Source organism: Pseudomonas donghuensis (assembly GCF_000696345.2).
Classification (GTDB): Bacteria; Pseudomonadota; Gammaproteobacteria; order Pseudomonadales; family Pseudomonadaceae; genus Aquipseudomonas; species Aquipseudomonas donghuensis.
Genome location: NZ_CP071706.1, coordinates 1273146 through 1295229, shown reverse-complemented (window position 1 = coordinate 1295229; position 22084 = coordinate 1273146). Strand labels below are relative to the sequence as shown.

Genomic DNA, 22084 nt, shown 5'->3' with positions numbered 1-22084 from the left:
CCCGACATGTCGGGGCGTTTGCTTCACGCGCTACAGCGCTTCACGCAGCGGGATCATTCCCACTCGATGGTCGCTGGCGGCTTGCTCGACACGTCGTAGGTGACGCGGGAGATGCCTTCGATCTCGTTGATGATCCGGCCGCTGACGGTTTCCAGCAGCTCGTAAGGCAGGTGCGCCCAACGGGCGGTCATGAAGTCGATGGTCTCGACCGCACGCAGGGCCACGACCCAGGCGTAACGACGGCCGTCACCGACCACGCCCACCGATTTCACCGGCTGGAACACCACGAAGGCCTGGCTGACCTTGTGGTACCAGTCGGCCTTGCGCAGTTCTTCGATGAAGATGTGGTCGGCGCGACGCAGCAGGTCGGCGTATTCCTTCTTCACTTCACCGAGGATGCGCACACCCAGGCCCGGGCCCGGGAACGGATGACGGTAGACCATGTCGTACGGCAGGCCCAGCTCTAGGCCAAGGCGGCGAACCTCGTCCTTGAACAGCTCGCGCAGCGGCTCGACCAGCTTGAGGTTCATCTCTTCCGGCAGGCCACCGACGTTGTGGTGCGACTTGATCACGTGGGCCTTGCCGCTCTTGGCGCCAGCCGACTCGATCACGTCCGGGTAGATGGTGCCCTGGGCCAGGTACTTGATGTTGTGCAGCTTGTTCGACTCGGCATCGAACACGTCGATGAAGGTGCGACCGATGATCTTGCGCTTCTTCTCAGGGTCAGCCTCGCCGGCCAGGTTGGTCAGGAACTGCTCTTCGGCGTTGGCGCGGATTACCTTGACGCCCATGTTCTCGGCGAACATGGCCATCACTTGCTCGCCTTCATGCAGGCGCAGCAGGCCGTTGTCGACGAACACGCAGGTCAGCTGGTCGCCGATGGCCTTGTGCAGCAGGGCTGCGACCACCGAGGAGTCGACGCCGCCGGACAGGCCGAGCAGGACGTTGTCGCTGCCAACCTGGGCGCGGATCTGGGCGATGGCGTCTTCAGCGATGTGCGACGGCGTCCACAGTGCTTCGCAGCCGCAGATGTCGAGGATGAAGCGCGAGAGGATGCGACCGCCCTGCTTGGTGTGGGTCACTTCCGGGTGGAACTGCACGCCGTAGTAGCCGCGGGTGTCGTCGGCCATGCCGGCGATCGGGCAGCTCGGGGTGCTGGCCAGGATGTGGAACTCTTCCGGGATGCGGGTGACCTTGTCACCGTGGCTCATCCACACGTCCAGGCCGAGGACGCCGTCGGCATCGACGTGGTCTTCGATGCCATCGAGCAGGCGGCTCTTGCCGACTACATCGACGCGGGCATAGCCGAACTCACGCAGCTCGGAGCCTTCAACCTTGCCGCCCAGCTGTTCGGCCATGGTCTGCATGCCGTAGCAGATACCGAACACCGGTACGCCCAGGTCCCAGACGGCCTGTGGCGCGCGCGGGCTGTCGGCTTCGTGCACGGACTCGGGGCCACCGGCGAGGATGATGCCGCGCGGGGCGAATTCGCGAATCGCTTCATCGTCCATGTCGAACGGGTGCAGTTCGCAATACACGCCGATTTCGCGCACGCGGCGGGCGATCAGCTGGGTGTACTGGGAACCGAAGTCGAGGATCAGGATGCGGTGAGCGTGAATGTCGAGGGCCATGACTCAATCTCTGATGCAGCTGCAAGCTTCAAGCTGCAAGCCGCAAGTTGTTCGGGAATTACGCGGTAGCCGCTGCAGAGCAACTACCGCTTGGAGCTAGAAGCTTGTCACTTGCCGCTGGAGGCGTTAGCCGACCCGATAGTTTGGCGCTTCTTTGGTGATCTGTACGTCATGCACGTGGGACTCGGCCATGCCGGCACCGGTGATGCGCACGAACTCAGGCTTGGTGCGCATCTCTTCGATGTTGGCACTGCCGGTGTAACCCATCGAGGAGCGCAGGCCGCCCATCAGCTGGTGGATGATCGCGGTCAGGGTGCCCTTGTACGGCACGCGGCCTTCGATACCTTCCGGTACCAGCTTCTCGGCGCCGGCCGAGGAGTCCTGGAAGTAACGGTCGGAGGAACCCTGGGCCTGGGACATGGCGCCCAGCGAACCCATGCCGCGATAAGCCTTGTAGGAGCGACCCTGGAACAGTTCGATCTCGCCCGGAGCCTCTTCGGTACCGGCGAACATCGAGCCCATCATCACGGCCGAAGCACCGGCAACGATGGCCTTGGACAGGTCACCGGAGAAGCGGATGCCACCGTCGGCGATCAACGGGATGCCAGTGCCTTCAAGGGCCGCAGCGACGTTGGCGATGGCGCTGATCTGCGGCACACCGACACCGGCGACGATACGGGTGGTGCAGATCGAGCCCGGGCCGATACCGACCTTGACCGCGTCAGCGCCGGCTTCGGCCAGGGCCTTGGCGGCAGCGCCGGTGGCGATGTTGCCGCCGATGACCTGAACCTGCGGGAAGTTCTCTTTGACCCAGCGAACGCGATCGATCACGCCCTTGGAGTGACCGTGCGCAGTGTCGACCACCACCACGTCAACGCCAGCGGCAACCAGCGCCGCAACGCGGTCACCGGTGTCTTTGCCGGTACCGACCGCAGCACCGACGCGCAGGCGACCCTGGTCGTCCTTGCTGGCCAGCGGGTAGGCCTTGGCTTTTTCGATGTCGTTGACGGTCATCATGCCCTTGAGGGCGAAGTTGTCGTCGACGATCAGCACGCGCTCGATGCGGTGCTTGTGCAGCAGCTCGCGGGCTTCGTTCTTGTCGGCGCCTTCCTTGACCGTGACCAGGCGCTCTTTAGGCGTCATCACTTCACGGACGGTGGCATCCAGACGGTTTTCGAAGCGCACGTCACGGGAGGTGACGATGCCGACCAGGTCGCCATCGTGCAGCACCGGTACGCCGGAGATGTTGTTCAGCCGGGTCAGGTCGAACAGGTCACGTACCGTGGCGTCGGCCTCGATGGTGATCGGGTCCTTGACCACGCCAGCCTCGAACTTCTTGACCTTGCGCACTTCGGCAGCTTGCTGCTCGATGGTCATGTTCTTGTGAATGATGCCGATGCCGCCTTCCTGGGCCATGGCAATGGCCAGACGGGCTTCGGTCACGGTATCCATGGCGGCGGAAACCAACGGAATATTCAGCTCGATGCCACGGGTCAAACGGGTCTTGAGACTGACTTCATTGGGTAGCACCTCTGAATAACCAGGCACTAGGAGAATGTCGTCGAAGGTCAGGGCTTCTTGGCTGATACGCAGCATCGCGGGGGCTCCCGGGCGGGAAAAATGGAAGCGCGCCATTATACTCATCCAGTGCCCTTCGCTCAATGCAAAGATGGGCCTTCGGTCAGTTGCCTGCGCGAGTTACCTGCACCACGGCTACCGGGTGGTCCAGCCAATCGGCGAAGTTATCCAGAAAAGCCTGCTTGAACCCCGCTGCGCTCCAGTTATTGAAGATGAAACCGAGATTGGAAAATGCGCACGGTTGCAGGAACAGAAAGCCGTTGATGTCGTCTTCATGACCACACAATGGGCAGATGAAGTTTTCCGTTCGCCCGGGCATCCAGTCCTCCAGGCTTTCGAACAGCGCCACGCCGACTTCCTTGCGGCACTCGGCGCAGCCGGCTTCTTCGAGAAACCCTTCGGTCGGGGTATAGATGCAGCGCTTGGTAATGACCTCAAGGCCATTGACCGGCTGACCATACGGCAGCAACTCGGGATGCTCGACCACTTTGCGCGCACCTTCGGCGATGGCGTAGGCCATGCGGTTGCCGGTGCTGCCGCAGGTGCTCAGTTGCTCCTCGACGACCTTCTCGCGCACCAGCCAGCGCAGGATTGCCCGGGCGCGGGCCTCATGCACGGGGACGGTGGAAATCTTCGGGACAATAATGCTCTGGGTTGTCATGACAGCGGCCAAACAGGTTCAAAGGTACCAGTTTACCGCACTCAGGTAGCGGCCGATCAGGGCAATGCCGCTGGCCAGCACCAGCCAGGTGACCAGGCGTACGAAGGTGTCGCGCGACATGTTCAGGGTCAGGCGCCGGCCCAGGTACACCCCGAACGCCATCATCGGCAACAAGCACAGCGCCAGCAGCAACAGCGGCCGGTCGGCATACACACCGGCAATCAGGAACAGGCTCAGGCGCACCACCGTGCTGCAACTGATCAAGGCGCTCTGGGTTGCCCGCGCCTGTTCCTTGGAAGGCAGGCGGGCATTGAGGTAAAGGGCGTATAGAAAGCCACCGCTGCCGAACAAGGCACCGAACAGGCCGCCTGCCGTCCCCATCGGCACCGACCAGGCGGCAGACAACTGCGTCGGCTTGACCTTCACCGCCAGGCTGTACAGGGCATAGGCGCTGATGAACAAACCCATCAGCAACAGCAACAGGTCGGACTTGAGGTTGAGCAAAAACACCACGCCCAGGGTGCAGCCCAACGCCATGCACGGCAGCAGGCGCATCAGTTCCGGGCGCGCCACCGCTTTGCGCGCCGGCAGCCAGTTACCGAAGGCGGCGACAAAGTCCAGCAACACCAGCAAAGGGATGATCCGCGACAGCGGCATGAAGTTGATCAGCACGGGGCCGGCCACCAACGCGGTGCCGAAACCGGCGATGCCGAAGACGACATAGGCTGCGGCCACGCCGAGCAGGATCGGCAGCCAGTCGAGGGAGGTAAAGGGCAATTGGGCAAACAGGGTCGGGATCATGGCGGCTTTCATCAGAGGAGGTCGGGAAACTTTAGCCAGAGGCAAGCCATGCCGACTAATATGCAATTACCTGATCAGCCATCTTGAAACGGCATAGCACCAATGATTTCTACCCGTCAGCTGCGTTACTTCGTCGAAATCGCCGAAAGCGGTAGCTTCAGCGCTGCGGCCGAACGCCTGTTCATCGCCCAGTCGGCCCTGAGCCGGCAGGTCAAGGAGCTGGAATCGCAGCTCGACACCCTGCTGTTCGAGCGCACCGCCCGCCAGCCGCGCCTCACCGCAGCGGGCCAGGCCTTTTTGCCCAGGGCGCGGACCTTGCTGGTGGACCTGGAAAAAGCCGAACGCCTGGCCCGTGAGGTTGGCCAGGGCGTGCGTGGCAGCCTGCGCCTCAACCATTCCAGCACCGTACCATTGACCGGGCAGTTGCTGGCACGGCTCAGCGGCTATCTGCACGACAACCCGGGCGTGTCCATGGAAATCGCCCAACAGTCGTCCGAGGCGCAGTTGGTGGAATTGGCTGAAGGTCGCCTGGAAGTCGGCCTGCTGCGCTTGCCGGTCCTGCGTCAACATGAAGGCCTGTGCGTGCAACCTCTGTTCGAAGAGCCGTTGCTGCTGGCGGTCGCCGAGGATCATCAATTGGCGCGGGAAACCAGCGTGCGCCTGGCGCAGTTGCGTGAGCAGGCGTTTATTTCCATCCCCCATCGCCAGCGTGGCGGCCTGAGTTACCTGTCAGCCGAACTGTGCATGCGTGAAGGGTTCTTTCCCAGGGCGGCGCGGGTGGTATCGCGCAAGACCACCCAGTTGCAGTTGATCCAGGCAGGCTTTGGGGTGGCCTTGCTGCCGCAATGCATGGCGCAGATTGCCCCGCCTTCGCTGCGCTTCATTGCGCTGGCCGATGAGGGTTGCCGCAGCACGGTGGCGATGGCCTATCGGCGCGATGCAGGGGCTTTGGTTGAGCAGTTTGTGAGTCATATTCAAGGCTAAGGGCCCCAATCGCTGGCAAGCCAGCGATGCAGACACCACTGCCCCCACTGACACCCCCAAGCCACAATCCTTTATGATGCAGCCCATGATCAAAGACCCCTTCGAAAGACTCGGCCTGGACCGCGAAGTCCTGACCGTCAGCCAACTCAACGGCCGCGCCCGGGTGCTGCTGGAAGACGTGTTCCGCAATGTCTGGGTCGAAGGCGAGATTTCCAACCTCGCCCGCCCGGCCTCCGGTCATGTCTACTTCACCCTCAAGGACAGCGGCGCCCAGGTGCGCTGCGCACTGTTCCGCCAGAACGCCGCTCGGGTCCGCCAGGCCCTGCGTGACGGCCTGGCGGTCAAGGTGCGCGGCAAGGTCTCGCTGTTCGAAGGCCGTGGCGACTACCAACTGATCCTCGACACCGTCGAGCCGGCCGGCGACGGTGCCCTGCGCCTGGCCTTCGAAGCGCTGAAGGAAAAGCTCGGTGGCGAAGGCCTGTTCAGTGCTGAAAACAAGCTCGCCCTGCCCGCTCACCCGCAGCGCATCGGCATCGTCAGCTCGCCCACCGGCGCGGTGATCCGCGACATCATCAGCGTGTTCCGACGCCGTGCGCCGCAAGTCGAGCTGACCCTGATCCCCACCGCCGTGCAGGGCCGCGAAGCCATCAGCCAGATCGTCCGCGCCCTGCAACTGGCCGACAGCCGCGGCTTCGACGCACTGATCCTGGCCCGCGGCGGCGGCTCGCTGGAAGACCTCTGGTGCTTCAACGAAGAGGCCGTGGCCCGCGCCATCGCCGCCTGCAAGACCCCCATCGTCAGCGCTGTCGGGCATGAAACCGATGTCTCGATCAGTGACTTCGTCGCCGACGTCCGCGCCCCGACGCCGTCTGCCGCCGCCGAGCTGCTGGCGCCGGACAGCAGCGACCTGCAACGGCGCATCGACAGCCTCAAGCGCCGCCTGCTGCTACGCATCCAGAGCCGCCTGCTGCACGAGCGCCTGCGCCTGGACAGCCTGACCCGGCGCCTGCGTCATCCGGGCGAACGCCTGCGCCAGCAGGCCCAGCGCCTGGACGATCTGGACATGCGCCTGCGCCGCGCCTTCGCGCAGCGCCTGAACCAGCGTCGCGAGCACCTCGCGCGCCTGGACACACGCCTGGCCGCGCAACACCCCGGGCGCACCCTGGCCCTGCTCAAGCAGCGTCTGGACAGCCTCGCCGAACGCCTGCCGCGGGCCATGCGCGAGACGCTCAAGGATCGTCGCCAACGCCTGCAAGCGCAGGCCCAAACCCTGCACGTGGTCAGTCCCCTGGCGACCCTGGGCCGTGGCTACAGCATCCTGCTCGATGAGCGTGGCCAGGCCATCCGCACTGCCACCCAGACCCACAATGGCCAGCGCCTGACCGCCCGCCTGGGCGAAGGCGAACTGCAGGTGCGGGTCGAAGACAACCACCTGACTCCGGTCACGCTCTCTTTACTGGACTGAATCATGCGCCGTCTGTTTGCCCCACTGTTACTGCTATGCCTGATGTTCGCCAGCAATGCCCAGGCCAGCTACATCACCCGCCAACTGAACAAGCCGGTACCCGGCGGCGTCGCCGTGATCGATCTGGGCCCGGCCGCCACGGCACCCAGCGCCCGCTTCGATGGCAAGCCGGTGCTGGTGGTCAGGGAACAGGACACCTGGCTGGCCATCGTCGGCCTGCCGCTGACGCAAAAGCCCGGCACTGCACAGCTCACCCTGGGCAGCCGCACCCTTAGCTTCACCGTGGGCAGCAAGAAGTACCCGGAGCAGCGCATCACCCTGAAGAACAAACGCCAGGTCAATCCCGACCCGGCCGACCTCAAGCGCATCGATGCCGAGCTTGCCGAGCAGATCAAGGCCTATCGCAGCTTCAGCCCCACCCTGCCGAGCAACCTGATCCTCGACAAACCAGTCAATGGCCCGCTGTCGAGCAAGTTCGGCGTGCGCCGCTTCTTCAATGGTGAGGAGCGCAACCCGCACGCCGGCCTGGACTTCGCCGTACCCGCCGGCACGCCGATCAAGACTCCGGCCAACGGCAAGGTGATCCTGATCGGCAACTACTTCTTCAACGGCAACACGGTGTTCGTCGACCATGGCCAGGGCTTCATCAGCATGTTCTGCCACATGTCCAGGATCGACGTGAAGCCCGGCCAGCAGCTCAGCCGCGGCGCCGTGGTTGGCCGCGTCGGCGCGACCGGCCGCGCCACCGGTCCGCACATGCACTGGAACGTCAGCCTCAACGATGCGCGGGTCGATCCGGCGATCTTCATCGGTGCCTTCCAGCCCTGATGCCTGGTTTGCGCCATTCAAAAAGACCGCGCAACTGGCGCGGTCTTTTCATAAATTACCCGCCATAAAATCTCGACAATCTGCATTTTTTAAGCATTTCTCTCAATCTTTTTGCAAGGCTTGCCATCTTTAACCCCACTGGTTAGGGTTGAAGCCATGAAAACCTTTCAGACCCTCATCCTGCTTCGTCAACACCGCAGCCTCTGCCTGGTCAGTGCACGACTACCAAGCTGAATCGCGTCGCCTCGCCTTTTCATCTCGTTTTCGTTCGGCGGGCCCCTTTCAAGGCCGCACATTCAAGGATTGCCTTCATGACCATGCTCAAAGACCCTTCGAAAAAATACAGCGCCTTCGCGACCGTCAACTTGCCGGACCGCACCTGGCCTTCGAAGACCATCACCCAGGCGCCGATCTGGTGCAGCTCGGACCTGCGTGATGGCAACCAGTCGTTGATCGAACCGATGGATGCGGTGAAGAAGCTGCGCTTCTGGAAGACCTTGGTCAGCGTTGGCGTCAAGGAAATCGAAGCCTCGTTCCCGTCCGCGTCGCAAACCGATTTCGACTTCGTGCGTACCCTGATTGAAGATGGCCACATTCCGGACGACACCACCATCCAGGTGCTGACCCAGGCCCGTGAAGACCTGATCGCGCGCACCTTCGAATCCCTGCGCGGGGCGAAAAAGGCCATCGTTCACCTGTACAACGCCACCAGCCCGTCGTTCCGCCGCATTGTCTTCAACCAGGACAAGCAAGGCGTGAAAGACATCGCGGTGAACGCGGCAAAATTGTTCGTCAAATACGCCGCCCAGCAGCCGGAAACCCAGTGGACCTTCCAGTACTCGCCGGAGACTTTCAGCGCCACCGAGCTTGAGTTCGCCAAGGAAGTCTGCGACGCAGTGATCGAGGTGTGGAACCCGACCCCTGAGCACAAGATCATCCTCAACCTGCCGGCTACCGTCGAAGTCTCGACGCCGAATATCTATGCCGACCAGATCGAATGGTTCGGCCGCAACGTCAACCGCCGCGACAGCGTGATCATCAGCCTGCACACCCACAACGACCGTGGCACTGGCGTAGCCGCCACCGAGCTGGGCCTGATGGCTGGCGCCGACCGTGTCGAAGGCTGCCTGTTCGGCAACGGCGAGCGCACCGGCAACGTCGACCTGGTGACCCTGGCGTTGAACCTCTACACCCAGGGCATCGACCCTGAGCTGGATTTCTCCGACATCGACGGCGTGCGCAAGGTGGTCGAGGAGTGCAACCAGATCCCCGTGCACCCACGTCATCCGTACGTCGGTGACCTGGTGCACACCGCGTTCTCCGGCTCGCACCAGGACGCCATCCGCAAAGGCTTCACCCAGCAGAAAGAAGACGCCAAGTGGGAAGTGCCGTACCTGCCGATCGACCCGGCTGACATCGGCCGCAGCTACGAAGCTGTGATTCGCGTCAACAGCCAGTCGGGCAAGGGCGGCATCACCTACCTGCTCGAACAGGAATACGGCATCAGCCTGCCACGGCGCATGCAGATCGAGTTCAGCCAGGTGGTGCAGGGCGAAACCGACCGCCTGGGCCTGGAAATGACCGCCCAGCAGATCCACTCGCTGTTGCACCGCGAGTACCTGCAGGCCAACTCGCCATACGCCCTGGTCAGCCATCGCCTGCAGGAAGAGAACGGCCACAGCGCGGTGGAGGTGGAAGTCGCCGCAGAGGGCGAAACCACCCTGCACTGGCGCGGCAAGGGCAACGGCGCCCTCGAAGCCCTGGTGGCCGGCTTGCCGATCGCCGTGGAAATCATGGACTACAACGAGCACGCCATTGGTGCCGGCACCAACGCCAAGGCGGCGGCCTACATCGAACTGCGCGTCGCTGGTGGCCGCCCAGTGCACGGCGTGGGTATCGATGAAAACATCACCACGGCCAGCTTCAAGGCACTGTTCAGTGCCCTGAACCGCTCGCTGAGCCAACAAGCAGCCAAGGCCGCCTGAGCCACAGCCTGAGCTGTACGCTGCAACTGAAGTGCCCGCCTCCTTCCCGAGGCGGGCACTTTCGTTTGCGCCTGTGAAAATCGTCGGTCAGCTTACCGACAAGCCCCGGTATACTCCCCTCCTCGCTTTACCTTGCGCTGCGCGCACATCATGAAAGGACACTCGATGAGCAACTACCTCGAGCGGGCACTGAGCGGCCTGCGCACCATCGGCATCAACCTCGTTCGCCCCGTTCAGGACGCGCCTGTCCTGGTGTTGCTGGACCGCGTTGCACAATACGACACCACCAAGGTCACCTCCATCGCCACGGTTCTGCAGCAGTCCACCGCCTTCAACAGCATGGTTCGCGAGCAGATCGAGGGCATGGACATCTCCACCCGCTTCATGGACATCACCCAGAGCTTCACCTCGATCCGTGAAGACGCTGCCGCCATGGCCGGCTGGATGGACGACGGGCGCCTGGACAGCATGGAAAAACTCAAGCTGGCCTGGATGAACATGCGCCGCGGCTCGATCCCCAGCCGCTTCAACGACATTCGCGACAACTACCTGCAGGTGTGCAAGTCAGCCAACGACCAGATCAGCCGCGAGACGGTGATCCTCGAATCCTATATGGACTTTCGCATGGCCATGAAAGCCGCCGAGGTCGAAGCCCAGCAGGTGCTGGCCATTGCCGGCCAGGCCCTGGAACAGCGCACCGCCGAACTGAATGAGGCCAACCAGCAGGTCGCCGCCGCCGAATCGTCCGAGCCGGCCCAACGCGCGGCCCTGGAACTGCGCCGCGACGAAGCCGTGCGCGCCCTGCAGGATGAAGACAAGCGCTACCAGATCGTCAAGGACATCGCCGATGACCTCAAGGTCGGCTACAACACTGCCGAGATGGTCTTCGCCCGGATCAACCAGGTGCACGTGATCAAGGAGCGCCAGTACCAGCGCATGGTCTCGTTCTTCTCGACCAACGAAGTGGTACTCACCGGCCTGGCCGTGTCGTTCACCGCCAACAGCGGCCTGACCGAGGCCACCCATACCCTCAACGCCACCACTGACGGTATCAGCAAGGGCCTCGAAGCCCTGGGCAGCACCGGCAACCAGCAGCTTGAAGCCGCGGTCAAGGCCAGCTACGGCTCGACCATCAAGGTCGATTCGGTGCGCGCCCTGGCCGATGCCACGCTGTCGTTCCAGACCGACATGAACAGCCTCACCGAAACCTACCGGGCAGAATCGAGCAACGCTTCGCGCGACATCGCCGCCGCGGTCGAGGATGCCAAACGTAAATTCGCCGCGCTGCTCAGCAAGGCGGCCTGATGAGTAGCATTCCACTCTCCGAACAGCTCGGAGCGATGGCGTTCGTCGACGAATTGCGCCACCAGCAGATGCAGCTCCAGGAACACCTGAACCTGCCCAAGCGCCGCGCCGAAGTCGCGGCGCGTATTCGTGACTACTACCAGAGCCACAACATCGCCTTCGACGAGGCGCTGATCGACCAGGGCGTGCGCGAGTTCTTCGCCCGTCGGCTGATGTTCGAAGCCCCGCCGCTGAGCGGGTGGCAAAGGCTGCTGAGCAAGGCATCAATGGCGCGCAGCCAGCTCTACAAGCTATTTCTGGCGCTCATTGCCGCGGCGCTGATCACCCAGTGCACACGCATCGCCCATGACACCGGCGTGACGGTGGAAGTCCAGAACAGTGCCCGTGAGCTGCTTCGTCGTGATCAAGACCTGCGCAGCAACATCCAGCAGCAGCACGAGAAGCTTGAGCAATTGCAGCAAAAGGCTGTGGCACAGCCCGATGCCGCTGTCAGCCGCCTGCTCGAGTACGTCCGGCAAACCTTGCCGCCACTGGATCAGAGCTTTGCCAGCGATGTGCCGGATTTCATCCACAAGACCAACCGCGACAGCGTCAAGGCGCTGGTCGAGCAGCGTGAGGCGCAGCTCGAGCAGGCCCGCGACAACCTGTACGAGAGCCGGTACGCCTTAGCCACGGTCGAGGGCATCTACAAACAGCGCGATGAGCTGGCCAGCCTGTTGGCCACACCGACCTACCTGGAAGGCATCAAGCGGTTTGCCAAGCTCAAGGAGCTTGCCAGCTTGGCCGACCAGCAACTGCTGCAGGTCAAGGACGATAAAACGCTGAAAACAGCCACCCGGCAGGTCAACGAACTGGCTGAGCAGATCCTTTATACCAGCAGCTTGCTGGAGCAGTTCACCCTGCGCGAGCAACTGCTGCAGCGCTTCAAGGCGATGCCCCTGGCCGCTGGCGATCGTGCGCAACTGCAAGCGCTGTTCGCGCAAGCCAGCAACAGCCTGGACACCCAGGACACCTTCCAGGCCCAAGGTCAGCTTAAGCATCTTGAGCAGATGCTCGACTTCGCGGCCGTTGCGCTGACGATCCAGGTCGTGGACCGCACCGGGATCAAGTCCGGGGTCGAGCGTTGCTACGACGCCGCCGGTTGCAACCGCGGCGAGGCCACCGACAAAGGCAAGAGCTGGTTCCTGGTGGTCGAGGCCACCGACCCGGCTGGCATCAGCGCCAATGTCCCGGTCACCAGCTCTGAAACCGGCAAACAACGCTGGACCCGCTTGTTCGGCGTGCGCGTCAGCCAGGCCGAATACCTCAAGGTCAAGCAGGACAAGCTCGACGACGGCCATGTCGATGAGCGCATGATGGGCAGCAAGGCTGCCAATTCGCTGACCCTGCGCTTCAACCAGCGCACCACAAGCAACCCTGACATGATCCTGGACTGGTGAACACATGACGCCTAGTACCCTCACCAGCACCGTGGCACAGAACGCCCGCAGCAGCGAGGCCTTGCTGCGCAGTGCCGAACAGATGTTGTCGGCCCTGAGCGATCAGGAAGCACGCCTGGAGCAGGACATCCTCACGCGCCTGAGCAATATCGTCACGCTCAAGCTTGAACATCGCCCGGCCCTCGACCAGGACACCTTGCTGCAATTGCAGGCACGCCAGGAGGCCGAAGTGCAACTGCGCGCGGAGCTTGCCCAGGTCGAAAGCGATATTGCCGCCTCGCTGACCAGCCAGCACACCGTGCGCGAGCGTATTGAAAGCATCGAGCGCCAGGTGAAGGAGCAACTGGCGCTCGAACCTGCCTGGTGCGAGCTGGAGGAGCAACTGCTCGCCGCGCAAGAGGCCAATCGCGAAGCGATTACCGGCTACGCCGAGATCCGCCAGGAGTGCGTCGACAAGCTGCCCTCCTACAGTGCCAACCCGATCTATTACCACCTGCTCAAACGTGATTACGGCACCGACCAGTACCGCTACAACTTTCTGCACCGCTGGCTCGACAACAAGCTGGCCAAGCGCGTCAACTACCAGGGTAACCGCAGCAACGAGCTGATCCTGCGCGCCATGCAGACGCGCAACGAAGAACAGCAAGGCGAGCGCCTGGCCCTGATTGCCACGCGGCAAGCCGCGGTTGACCAGCACCTGGCCCAGGCGCGAACGGCGGCGGGCATGGACCCTTTGACCTGCGAAGACACCACGCTGAACAAACATATCGCCGCTGCCAAGGCGCGGGCCAACGAGCAGCACCAGCAATTGGCCGCTTTTGCCGGCAAGCAGGACCCGCACTACCTGCGGATCCGCCAGAACATCACCGAGCGCCTGCAGGCGCAAACGATCGAACAACTGCTGGTCGAAGTGCAAAAAACCCCGGACAGCAACGATGACAAGATCGCCGCCCAGCTCAAGGAACTGTACCCGCGCCTGCAGGATGTACAGGCGCGCTTGCCGGACCTGCGCGACCAGCATGACCGCGCCCTGCGTGACTACGAACGAGCCAAGGAACTGGAGCGGGCACTGCGCACCGATTACTACCGGGACAGCGATTACAGCTATAACACCAGCTTGAGCTTCGACCGCTTGCTGGCCGACTACATGACGCGCGATCTCAGCCTGCACGCCCTGGAAACCCTGCTGCAAAGTGGCCGGCGCCTGGTGCCGCGCAGCTCGTCATCCAGCGGCTCTTCGTCGAGCAGTTGGTCGAGCTCAGGCTCCAGTAGTTCAAGTTCGAGCAGTAGCGGTTTTTCCAGCTCCAGCAGCAGCGGTGGTGGGGGCTTCAGCACCAGCGACAGCTTTTGAGTACCCAGCCAGCCACGCCCGGATTTCAGGCGTGGCTGGCGTACAGGCCATCAGCCTCTGAGGTGGTCAAAAACTCCAGAATCCGATATCGCCCTGCTCTTCGTTATAGTGCTGGTAGCCCTCAAACAGGACCGCTTTTTTGATCTGCTCCCAGCTGAAGGGATTGATGGATGCGTCGCTGGGCAACATGACAATTTTCTGCGTAGCAAACGACGTGAGAAAGACCAGGTCTTCTCGAACCACGCGATTATATTCATCAACGACCAGGTCGACGAGATTGTTATCCGCCGCCTGTTTAAGCTTGCCGCCCGCCAGCATCTTGTGCGCATAGACCATGTTGACTTGATAAACATAGTTCGTCGCATGGGCCGGAACAGACAATGAACACTCGTCAGTGCTGGACTCGGAAAAGGCCTCGCCGTAGACGCTGGCCTCAGTGATCTCCGCACCTATTTTGATCGCCCCCAGCTTTACCCCAGCGCCGTAGGTTTTCGAGACGGCGGTCGCATAACTTTTGCTCATCCCCTGCTGGGTAGTGACTTTAAAGGTCTGTTCAACACTGAGCTTGTTGACCAGCGGCCTGAGGTACTCAAGGTAAGCAAAGATGGGTCGTGTCTGAACGTTCCAAGAAGAACCCAGGTAGCTGACACCACCTTCTACTGTCAGGCCCTCTACCCAGCATCCATAACTGGATGCGCCTTCTGCAAACAAGTAGCGATCAATTTCATAGGCGCCTTCTTTAAAAGGCAAGTCGCGTATTGCCGGTTGCTGATTCATCGGTGAACTCCTTGTCAAAACGGGTAACGTCGGTAATGTCCAGGCACGCCTGCTGATCAGTAGCGTTTACGCGGATCGTTAAGCGCGTCCATATCAAAACTCCAGGCGCCGGCATTGACAGCCGCGGAGTACTTGTCGAGCAATATCAATTTGAACAGATCGTCTCTGGACAGAGGCTGTTCCACCTCTCGATCCAGTTCGCGGGCGCAAAGCCGATTGGTTGTCACCGAGGAAAGGAACAACAAGTCCTTTCGCCCCTCAGTCCGCGTGACGCAGGTATGATTGGAGCTGAACAGGCTGCCGATAGTGTCAGCAGCACCGAATGCGCGATGGGCATAGACCAGTGCCACCTGATAAACCAGGTAGGTCTCGCCACCCGGGACGAGTAACGATTGTTTTTGCGGCCGTGCGGGTGCCCAGGCCTGCTCGGAATTCATCCCGGTTTGAAGGTTTGAAAACGCATTGACTTGATCAATCGCCGGCGCCACGGAACAGTCTTTGGCCGTGCCCTTGAAGAACCAAAGGTGATGCCCCTGAGCAGCGGTGACTTCCATGGTCTGATTGCCAGTACCCTGTATCACCCGCGTATCAACATAAGCCAGATAGGCAAAAACCGGCCGGCTGATGGTCGGCCATTTGCGCTCCTTGAAGTTGACGTCGCCGTAGATTGACTGCCCGTCAAGCCAGCAGCCCCGGGTGAAGTTCTGATCACCGATCAAATAGCGTTCAATTTCGTATGACCCGCACTTGAGCGGGAACCCGACTGCCTCATGTACTTCTTCGTCTTGCATAACGCACCTCAGTTAAAAGTCGTTCAGCCTTTTAACCGTACGGCGCGGTCGATCATCTCGACAGCCGGACATGCTTCCCTTGAGCGTCAACACCCTCGACAAAATCACAGGCAAAAAAAAAGGTGCGCCGACCAAGCGCACCTCAAAGCCGTGTAGCACACAACGAATTCGGTTTCAGTCCAGCAGGGCCAGGGCCTCGGCGCTGCAAGCCTGGATGCGGGCCCAGTCGCGGTTGTTGATCCAGCTGCTGTCGAGCATCCAGGTACCGCCCACGCACATCACATTGGCCAGGGCCATGTACTGTTTCACATTGCCCGGATTGACCCCACCGGTGGGGCAGAAGCGCACGTCGCCGAACGGGCCGCCATAGGCCTTGATCGCCGCCACGCCGCCGCTGATCTCGGCCGGGAACAGCTTGAAGCGCCGGTAGCCGAGGGCGTAGCCCATCATGATTTCCGACGGCGTGCTGATGCCGGGCAGCAGCGGAATGTCGCTGTCGACGCCCGCTTCGAGCAAGTCCTGGGTGATGCCCGGGGTGACCACGAACTGCGCGCCGGCCGCTTGCACGGCGGCAAACATGTTGCGGTCCAGTACCGTGCCCGCCCCGATACACAGCTGCGGGCGCTGCTCACGCAGCACCTGGATGGCCTTGAGGCCGTGGGCGGAGCGCAAGGTCACTTCCAGGGTCTTGATGCCACCGGCGGCCAGAGCGTCGGCCAGGGGCAGAATGTCTTCTTCGCGAGCGATGGTGATCACCGGCAAAATGCGCGCCTGGGTGCAGATCTGATCGATCCGGGCAATCTTGTCGGCCATGGAAGCTCCCGGCTGTTTCAGTTCATGCGTGGTCATAACGGCAGATCCTTGGCTCATGGGCACCAGTAAATATCCAGAGGGTCTTGTAAGAAGGCGCGAATCGGCATTTGCGCCGAGTCGTCGCCGGCCAGCGCGGCGCGCAGGGTAGCGAGTTTGCCCGCACCTTGCACCGACAAGGCGGTAAAGCCGGCACGGGCCAGCAGTGCGCGGGTCATGCTCAAGCGCTGATGCGGCACCGCCGGCGCCCGCATCGCCAGGCAGCGACGCGGGCTGCTTGGGTCAAGGCCTTCGGCAAGGTTCGGGCTGTTGGGGAACAGCGAGGCGGTATGGCCATCGTCGCCCATGCCCAGCACCAGTACGTCGATCCCTGGCAGTTCGGCCAGGGCCTGATCGGCTTCCTGCGCAGCGGCCTCAAGACTGCCTGCGGCGCGATAGAGGCTGAGGAAACGCGCCTTGGCAGCAGGACCGGTCAACAAATGGCGCTTGAGCAGGCCGGCATTGCTGTCAGCATGCTCGACCGGCACCCAGCGCTCGTCAGCCAGGGTCACCAGCACCTTCGACCAGTCCAGCGGCTGCTTGAGCAGCGCCGCAAAGAAAGCCACCGGGCTGCGTCCACCGGACACTACCAGGGTGGCCTGGCCTTTAGCTGCAATGGCCATATTCAGGCGCCCGGCCACGTCCTTGGCCAGCCCTTCGGCCAATTGCGGCGCGGTGTTGAAATCATGTGCCGTGACGGTTGCCGGCAGTTGCAGTTCAGATATCGCCATACCAGGACCTCCCATCGCGGGTAATCAGTGCAATCGAGCTCATCGGCCCCCAGGAACCGGCGGCATAGGGCTTGGGCGCGTCGCCCGACTGTTTCCAGCCGGCGATCAGCTGATCGCACCACTTCCACGCGTATTCGATTTCATCCTTGCGCACAAACAGGTTCTGATTGCCGCGCATCACTTCCAGCAACAACCGCTCGTAGGCATCGGGGATCCGCGCGCTACGCCAGGTATCGGAGAAATTCAGCTGCAAGGGCCCGCTGCGCAGTTGCATGCCTTTGTCCAGGCCCTGCTCCTTGGTCATCACCCGCAGCGAGATACCTTCGTCCGGTTGCAGGCGGATGATCAGCTTGTTGCCAATCTGCAAACGCTGTTCCGGGGCGAAGATGTAGTGCGGGGTTTCCTTGAAGTGGATGACGATCTGCGACAGCTTCTGCGGCATGCGCTTGCCGGTGCGCAGGTAGAACGGCACCCCGGCCCAGCGCCAGTTGCGGATATCGGCGCGCAGAGCGACGAAGGTTTCGGTGTCGCTCTGGGCGTTGGCGTTGTCTTCTTCCAGGTAACCGGGCACCGGCTTGCCTTCGCTGTAACCGGCAATGTACTGGCCGCGCACCACTTGCGTGCTCAAGCCCTCGCCCTTGATCGGCGCCAGGGCCTTGAGCACCTTGACCTTCTCGTCACGGATACTGTCGGCCGAGAGATCGCTGGGCGGGTCCATGGCAATCAGGCAGAGCAGTTGCAGCAGGTGGTTCTGGATCATGTCGCGCAGTTGCCCGGCCTTGTCGAAGTAGCCCCAGCGCCCTTCGATGCCGACTTTTTCGGCGACGGTGATCTCCACGTGGGAGATCGAGTTCTGGTTCCACTGGGTTTCGAACAGGCTGTTGGCAAAACGCAGGGCAATGAGGTTCTGCACCGTCTCCTTGCCCAGGTAATGGTCAATGCGGTAGACGCGGTTTTCTGGAAAGTACTGGGCCACGGCGTCGTTGACCCGCCGTGAGGATTCCAGGTCATGGCCGATGGGTTTTTCCAGCACCACCCGGGTACGGGCGCTGAGGCCAACCTTGTCGAGGTTCTCGCAGATGCCGCCATACACCGCCGCCGGGGTGGCGAAGTAGGCGATCAACTGGCTGTCGCTGCCAACCTGCTCGGCCAGGGCCTGATAGTCATCGGCCTGGAGAAAATCCACGTGCAGGTAGCTCAGGCGGGCCAGGAAGCGCTGCAACACCGGCGCCTCGATCTGCCCGGCGGGCACGAACTCCCGCAGATGCGCTTCTATCGACGCCAGGTGTTGTTCAACGCTGCCCGCCTCGCGGGCCAGGGCCAGCACGCGGGTGTCGGCGTGCAGCAAATCGGCCCGGTCGAGCTGATAAAGCGCCGGAAATAGCTTGCGCAAGGCCAGGTCGCCAAGGGCGCCAAACAGGGCAAAGGTGCAGGGTTCAACGCTGATCGAAGCCATGATGTTGGTTCTTTTATCAAGTTGACGTAGAAATACCGTTTTCAATCGCAGTTTTCAAGGAATAATGTAGTAAAAACCACAACATTTTACCCAGTGGACAGATTCAAGTGGTGTGCCACCCATGCCATCAGTACGATAGGCCACCGTGTCAAAAGCCCGCAGCTGTCACCAGCCGGGTGCCTCATCGACCCAAGGAAAACACCCATGGACCGCGTGCGAAACCTCCTGGAGCAGATCCAGGGCCGCCTCGAAGAGCTGAACAAGGCTGAGCGTAAAGTCGCCGAAGTCATCCTGCTCAACCCCCAGCAAGCCACCCGTTTCAGCATTGCCGCCCTGGCCCAGGCCGCCAAGGTCAGCGAGCCGACGGTCAATCGCTTTTGCCGCTCGTTCGGCGTCAGCGGCTACCCCGAACTGAAGCTGCAACTGGCGCAGAGCCTGGCCAGCGGCGCTGCCTACGTCAGCCGGGCAGTGGAAGCCGACGATGATCCGGCGTCCTACACCCAGAAAATCTTCGGCAGCGCCATCGCCTCGCTGGACAGTGCCTGCCAGCAACTGGATCCGCAGCTGATCAGCCGCGCCGTCGACATGCTGATCCAGGCCCGGCAGATCCACTTCTTCGGCCTCGGCGCCTCGGCCCCGGTGGCGCTGGATGCCCAGCACAAGTTCTTCCGCTTCAACCTGGCGGTGTCGGCCCACGCCGATGTGCTGATGCAACGCATGCTGGCCTCGGTGGCCCACACCGGCGAGCTGTTCGTGATCATCTCCTACACCGGGCGCACCCGCGAGCTGGTTGAAGTCGCGCGCCTGGCCCGGGAAAACGGCGCCTCGGTACTCGGCCTGACCGCCGCCGACTCGCCATTGGCCAAGGCCAGCAGCCTGAGCCTGAACATCCCGCTGCCGGAAGACACCGACATCTATATGCCGATGACCTCGCGAATCATCCAGCTGACCGTGCTCGACGTGCTGGCCACCGGCATGACCTTGCGCCGCGGCGTCGACTTCCAGCCGCACCTGCGCAAAATCAAGGAAAGCCTCAACGCCAGCCGTTACCCGATCGACGACGAACTCAACTGAGCAGGTGCGCCTGCAAACGCAGGTGTGCTTGCTCCCCTGGCGCCAGGCTCAGGCTGTCACTGCTGCCACTGGCCGCCTCGACACAGACGAAGCCCAGGGTTTCGCTGCCACTGACACCCATCAACGGCCGACTGCCGGGGTGCCAGACCACGGTATCCTCGCTGTCACCGGTATCGATGCACAGCTGGCGCTGCCAAGCCGGATCGTGCAACTGCAGGGTCGCCGCATTGGGAAACACCCGCTGGCAACCGCCGTGGACCTTCAAAGCGCCCTTCTGGCGACAGGATTGACGGTTCAAACGGTCGTAACCTTCAATGTTTTCCAGCCCAGATAGCGCTATCTCAGAAACGTCACTAATACGCCAGTAAGCCAGCAGAGCATGACTCAACTGACAAGGCTGGCTGTCCTGGTGTTCGGTACTCAGCTGCAGCTCCATGCGTTTACCCAGCCTGGCCAACAGGTCGACCTGCCAGTCGCACAGTTGCAGGCGCCATTTGAGGGTCACGCCGTGTTCATCTTCGCTGCTGTCGATCAGCTTCCAGTCGAGCAAGCGCGCCCAGCCGTGGGCCGGCCACATGTCCTCGCTGGGATGACGGCCATACCAGGGCCAGCACACCGGCACGCCGCCACGGATGGCGCCAACTTGCGGCCACTGCGCCGCACACCACAGCCACGGGCGCTCGCCCTGCGGTTGGAAGTGCAACAATTGCGCACCCTGACGGCTGAACACCGCCTGGCATTGCGGGTGATCGATGATCAGCACATCGCGCTGCTGGTAACGCTCCCACTCGAAGGTCGGCCGCGGCCTCTGCGAGGTGAAGAAACGTTGTAGCGGGTGCTCTGGCATGGCTGGGAACTCTTGTTATTCAGTGGGAACGCTATCGCAGGCAAGCCAGCTCCCACAGGATCTGCGCAACCCATGTGGGAGCTGGCTTGCCAGCGATCGACCGCACAGCGGTCGCAATATGCGTAAATTTACAACATATCACCTCAGAACGACGACTGAATCTTCAACCCGGCGACCAGCGCGTTATCCACCTCATCGACCCCGCCCGGGCTCTTGATGTACTGCAGGTTCGGCCGCACGGTCAGCCAGTTGGTGACGTGGAAGCCGTAGTACAGCTCGGCGTTGTATTCGGTCTTCTGGATCGGCACGAAACCGGCGTCGTTGTAATCCTCGATGCCGCTTTGCTGATTGAGCAGTTGCGCGCGATCCTTCACATCATCGTTGACGTGAATGCGCGCCACGCCAAAGCCGATGTCATCCTTGGGCCGGCCATCGAAGGCCCCCTTGTAGACCATGCCCACCTGCTGGTAGTTGTCCACCACGTTGGTGGCCTTGTCGTGCACGGTGAAGTTGGCGAACAGGCTCAGGCCGCGGTTGGCATCGCCGTTGTGCGCGGTGACCTGCTGCTGGGCCACCACCCACCAGCCATGCTTGCTCGAATGCGACTTGAAGGCGGCGCCGGTCAGCGCCTGGGGCTGGCCATTGACATCGTCATACAGGTCATCGGCCTTGGCCGTGCTGTAGTAGTAACCCAGGCGGTACTCGCCCGGCAGGCCATTGACCTGCGGCGACCAGACCAGTTCCACCGGCAGGATCATGCCCTTGGTGCCGCTGCCGCTGAGCTTGAAGCCGTTGCCGGTCTCGAGGTTGGAGGGGTTCTGCTCATACACGCCGACCTGGGCGAAGAACTCCGGGGTGATGTTGTACTTGACCCGCATCGCCCATTGGCTGACCGGCCAGTTGTACCAGATGCCACCCACCCAGTTGCCCACTTGCGAGCCGCAGAACGCCAGGTTCTGGAAGTCGCAGGGGAAGCTGTTGAAGTCCTCGCCTTCGCCAAAGCGCCCGACCTTCACGTCCAGGGCGCCGTCGAAGTACTTCTGTTTGACCCACATCTGCGTCAGGCGCCAGGTCTGGCCGCGGCCCCAGACCTCCTGAACCGAACTGAACTGCCCGGCGCGCGGGTCGCTGATACGGTCGTTGGACAGGTTGCGACCGCTACGCTCAGTGATCGCCAGCTTGAACTCGGCATCCTGCCAACCGAAGATCTTCTCCAGGTCCAGGTGCGCGCCGAGGGCGAACTGGTCACTGTAGCGGGCAGTCTTGTCGTCGTTGTAGCCACCGTTGAGGTTGCCGGCCACCTCACCGACGTAATCGAGGGTGAAGTCGTAGCCCTTCTCCAGCAATTCGGTACGGGTACCGCCCCAATCGCCGCTCATCCATTTCGACTCCGGGGCAAAGGCGCCGGCCGCCTGCACCCCGCAACTGACGCCCAGGGCCGCCAGCAGGGTCAATGGCGCCAGCGGCTTGATACGCTTGAAGTGATCCATCCCTTGTTTCCTCGTTTTATTGTTCTCGATGGGTTTCTACG

Annotated in this window: 19 protein-coding genes; 8 read left to right on the top strand and 11 right to left on the bottom strand. The window is 62.2% G+C overall.

Features of this window, described 5'->3' with window-relative positions:
- Positions 1-53: 53 nt before the first annotated feature.
- The 4 genes from guaA to BV82_RS05905 form a co-directional block, all read right to left on the bottom strand.
- The gene (gene guaA / locus BV82_RS05920; RefSeq protein ID WP_010220149.1) at positions 54-1631 is read right to left on the bottom strand and encodes a glutamine-hydrolyzing GMP synthase; all 1578 of its coding nucleotides are present in this window, start codon (positions 1629-1631) and stop codon (positions 54-56) included.
- Positions 1632-1757: 126 nt separating this feature from the next.
- Entirely contained in the window at positions 1758-3227 is a 1470-nt protein-coding gene (gene guaB, locus BV82_RS05915) for an IMP dehydrogenase (protein WP_010220150.1), read from the bottom strand.
- Positions 3228-3312: 85 nt separating this feature from the next.
- Complete coding sequence (locus BV82_RS05910; RefSeq protein ID WP_026001132.1) at positions 3313-3870, bottom strand: hypothetical protein; 558 nt, start codon at positions 3868-3870, stop codon at positions 3313-3315.
- 18 nt (positions 3871-3888) lie between these two features.
- The gene (locus tag BV82_RS05905) at positions 3889-4671 is read right to left on the bottom strand and encodes a sulfite exporter TauE/SafE family protein (RefSeq protein WP_103143271.1); all 783 of its coding nucleotides are present in this window, start codon (positions 4669-4671) and stop codon (positions 3889-3891) included.
- A gap of 102 nt (positions 4672-4773) precedes the next feature.
- Between BV82_RS05905 and BV82_RS05900 the strand changes: the two genes are divergently transcribed.
- The 7 genes from BV82_RS05900 (at position 4774) to BV82_RS05870 (ending at position 14028) form a co-directional block, all read left to right on the top strand.
- Positions 4774-5655, top strand: a complete 882-nt coding sequence (locus BV82_RS05900; protein WP_036993993.1) for a LysR family transcriptional regulator — start codon at positions 4774-4776, stop codon at positions 5653-5655.
- Between the two features lie 85 nt (positions 5656-5740).
- Complete coding sequence (gene xseA, locus BV82_RS05895; protein WP_010220154.1) at positions 5741-7120, top strand: exodeoxyribonuclease VII large subunit; 1380 nt, start codon at positions 5741-5743, stop codon at positions 7118-7120.
- Between the two features lie 3 nt (positions 7121-7123).
- On the top strand, positions 7124-7948 hold the full coding sequence (locus BV82_RS05890) for a M23 family metallopeptidase (protein WP_010220155.1): 825 nt from the start codon (positions 7124-7126) through the stop codon (positions 7946-7948).
- Positions 7949-8259: 311 nt separating this feature from the next.
- Complete coding sequence (leuA, locus tag BV82_RS05885; RefSeq protein WP_010220156.1) at positions 8260-9933, top strand: 2-isopropylmalate synthase; 1674 nt, start codon at positions 8260-8262, stop codon at positions 9931-9933.
- A 165-nt stretch (positions 9934-10098) separates the two neighbouring features.
- Positions 10099-11238, top strand: coding sequence for a hypothetical protein (locus BV82_RS05880; protein WP_036993991.1), 1140 nt, complete (start codon positions 10099-10101; stop codon positions 11236-11238).
- The gene (locus BV82_RS26310; RefSeq protein ID WP_051636697.1) at positions 11238-12677 is read left to right on the top strand and encodes a DUF6384 family protein; all 1440 of its coding nucleotides are present in this window, start codon (positions 11238-11240) and stop codon (positions 12675-12677) included. The genes BV82_RS05880 and BV82_RS26310 overlap by 1 nt, the downstream gene beginning before the upstream one ends.
- Before the next feature lie 4 nt (positions 12678-12681).
- Entirely contained in the window at positions 12682-14028 is a 1347-nt protein-coding gene (locus BV82_RS05870) for a coiled-coil domain-containing protein (RefSeq protein ID WP_036993989.1), read from the top strand.
- A 66-nt stretch (positions 14029-14094) separates the two neighbouring features.
- On the opposite strand, the gene BV82_RS05865 is transcribed toward BV82_RS05870, so the two are convergent.
- From BV82_RS05865 to zwf, 5 genes are all read right to left on the bottom strand, one after another.
- Positions 14095-14805, bottom strand: coding sequence for a monalysin family beta-barrel pore-forming toxin (locus BV82_RS05865; RefSeq protein WP_036993988.1), 711 nt, complete (start codon positions 14803-14805; stop codon positions 14095-14097).
- Between the two features lie 56 nt (positions 14806-14861).
- A complete protein-coding gene (locus BV82_RS05860) occupies positions 14862-15596 on the bottom strand; it encodes a monalysin family beta-barrel pore-forming toxin (protein WP_036993986.1) in 735 nt (244 codons plus the stop codon).
- 174 nt (positions 15597-15770) lie between these two features.
- Positions 15771-16445: a bifunctional 4-hydroxy-2-oxoglutarate aldolase/2-dehydro-3-deoxy-phosphogluconate aldolase gene (locus BV82_RS05855; RefSeq protein ID WP_010220162.1), complete on the bottom strand. Its 675-nt coding sequence runs from the start codon at positions 16443-16445 to the stop codon at positions 15771-15773.
- Between the two features lie 17 nt (positions 16446-16462).
- A complete protein-coding gene (pgl, locus tag BV82_RS05850) occupies positions 16463-17176 on the bottom strand; it encodes a 6-phosphogluconolactonase (RefSeq protein WP_010220163.1) in 714 nt (237 codons plus the stop codon).
- Positions 17163-18632, bottom strand: coding sequence for a glucose-6-phosphate dehydrogenase (gene zwf, locus BV82_RS05845; RefSeq protein ID WP_010220164.1), 1470 nt, complete (start codon positions 18630-18632; stop codon positions 17163-17165). The genes pgl and zwf overlap by 14 nt, the downstream gene beginning before the upstream one ends.
- Before the next feature lie 213 nt (positions 18633-18845).
- On the opposite strand from zwf, the gene hexR reads away from it, so the two are divergent.
- On the top strand, positions 18846-19706 hold the full coding sequence (gene hexR, locus BV82_RS05840) for a DNA-binding transcriptional regulator HexR (RefSeq protein WP_174242320.1): 861 nt from the start codon (positions 18846-18848) through the stop codon (positions 19704-19706).
- On the opposite strand, the gene BV82_RS05835 is transcribed toward hexR, so the two are convergent.
- Together BV82_RS05835 and BV82_RS05830 are read right to left on the bottom strand one after the other, a co-directional pair.
- On the bottom strand, positions 19699-20553 hold the full coding sequence (locus BV82_RS05835) for a D-hexose-6-phosphate mutarotase (protein ID WP_010220167.1): 855 nt from the start codon (positions 20551-20553) through the stop codon (positions 19699-19701). The genes hexR and BV82_RS05835 overlap by 8 nt on opposite strands.
- Before the next feature lie 143 nt (positions 20554-20696).
- A complete protein-coding gene (locus BV82_RS05830) occupies positions 20697-22043 on the bottom strand; it encodes a carbohydrate porin (protein ID WP_010220169.1) in 1347 nt (448 codons plus the stop codon).
- Positions 22044-22084: the final 41 nt, after the last annotated feature.

Bases quoted from the DNA above. Each gene is read 5' to 3' on its own strand.
- guaA (WP_010220149.1), bottom strand. From the start codon at position 1,631: ATGGCCCTCGACATTCACGCTCACCGCATCCTGATCCTCGACTTCGGT.
- guaB (WP_010220150.1), bottom strand. From the start codon at position 3,227: ATGCTGCGTATCAGCCAAGAAGCCCTGACCTTCGACGACATTCTCCTA.
- BV82_RS05910 (WP_026001132.1), bottom strand. From the start codon at position 3,870: ATGACAACCCAGAGCATTATTGTCCCGAAGATTTCCACCGTCCCCGTG.
- BV82_RS05905 (WP_103143271.1), bottom strand. From the start codon at position 4,671: ATGATCCCGACCCTGTTTGCCCAATTGCCCTTTACCTCCCTCGACTGG.
- BV82_RS05900 (WP_036993993.1), top strand. From the start codon at position 4,774: ATGATTTCTACCCGTCAGCTGCGTTACTTCGTCGAAATCGCCGAAAGC.
- xseA (WP_010220154.1), top strand. From the start codon at position 5,741: ATGATCAAAGACCCCTTCGAAAGACTCGGCCTGGACCGCGAAGTCCTG.
- BV82_RS05890 (WP_010220155.1), top strand. From the start codon at position 7,124: ATGCGCCGTCTGTTTGCCCCACTGTTACTGCTATGCCTGATGTTCGCC.
- leuA (WP_010220156.1), top strand. From the start codon at position 8,260: ATGACCATGCTCAAAGACCCTTCGAAAAAATACAGCGCCTTCGCGACC.
- BV82_RS05880 (WP_036993991.1), top strand. From the start codon at position 10,099: ATGAGCAACTACCTCGAGCGGGCACTGAGCGGCCTGCGCACCATCGGC.
- BV82_RS26310 (WP_051636697.1), top strand. From the start codon at position 11,238: ATGAGTAGCATTCCACTCTCCGAACAGCTCGGAGCGATGGCGTTCGTC.
- BV82_RS05870 (WP_036993989.1), top strand. From the start codon at position 12,682: ATGACGCCTAGTACCCTCACCAGCACCGTGGCACAGAACGCCCGCAGC.
- BV82_RS05865 (WP_036993988.1), bottom strand. From the start codon at position 14,805: ATGAATCAGCAACCGGCAATACGCGACTTGCCTTTTAAAGAAGGCGCC.
- BV82_RS05860 (WP_036993986.1), bottom strand. From the start codon at position 15,596: ATGCAAGACGAAGAAGTACATGAGGCAGTCGGGTTCCCGCTCAAGTGC.
- BV82_RS05855 (WP_010220162.1), bottom strand. From the start codon at position 16,445: ATGACCACGCATGAACTGAAACAGCCGGGAGCTTCCATGGCCGACAAG.
- pgl (WP_010220163.1), bottom strand. From the start codon at position 17,176: ATGGCGATATCTGAACTGCAACTGCCGGCAACCGTCACGGCACATGAT.
- zwf (WP_010220164.1), bottom strand. From the start codon at position 18,632: ATGGCTTCGATCAGCGTTGAACCCTGCACCTTTGCCCTGTTTGGCGCC.
- BV82_RS05835 (WP_010220167.1), bottom strand. From the start codon at position 20,553: ATGCCAGAGCACCCGCTACAACGTTTCTTCACCTCGCAGAGGCCGCGG.
- BV82_RS05830 (WP_010220169.1), bottom strand. From the start codon at position 22,043: ATGGATCACTTCAAGCGTATCAAGCCGCTGGCGCCATTGACCCTGCTG.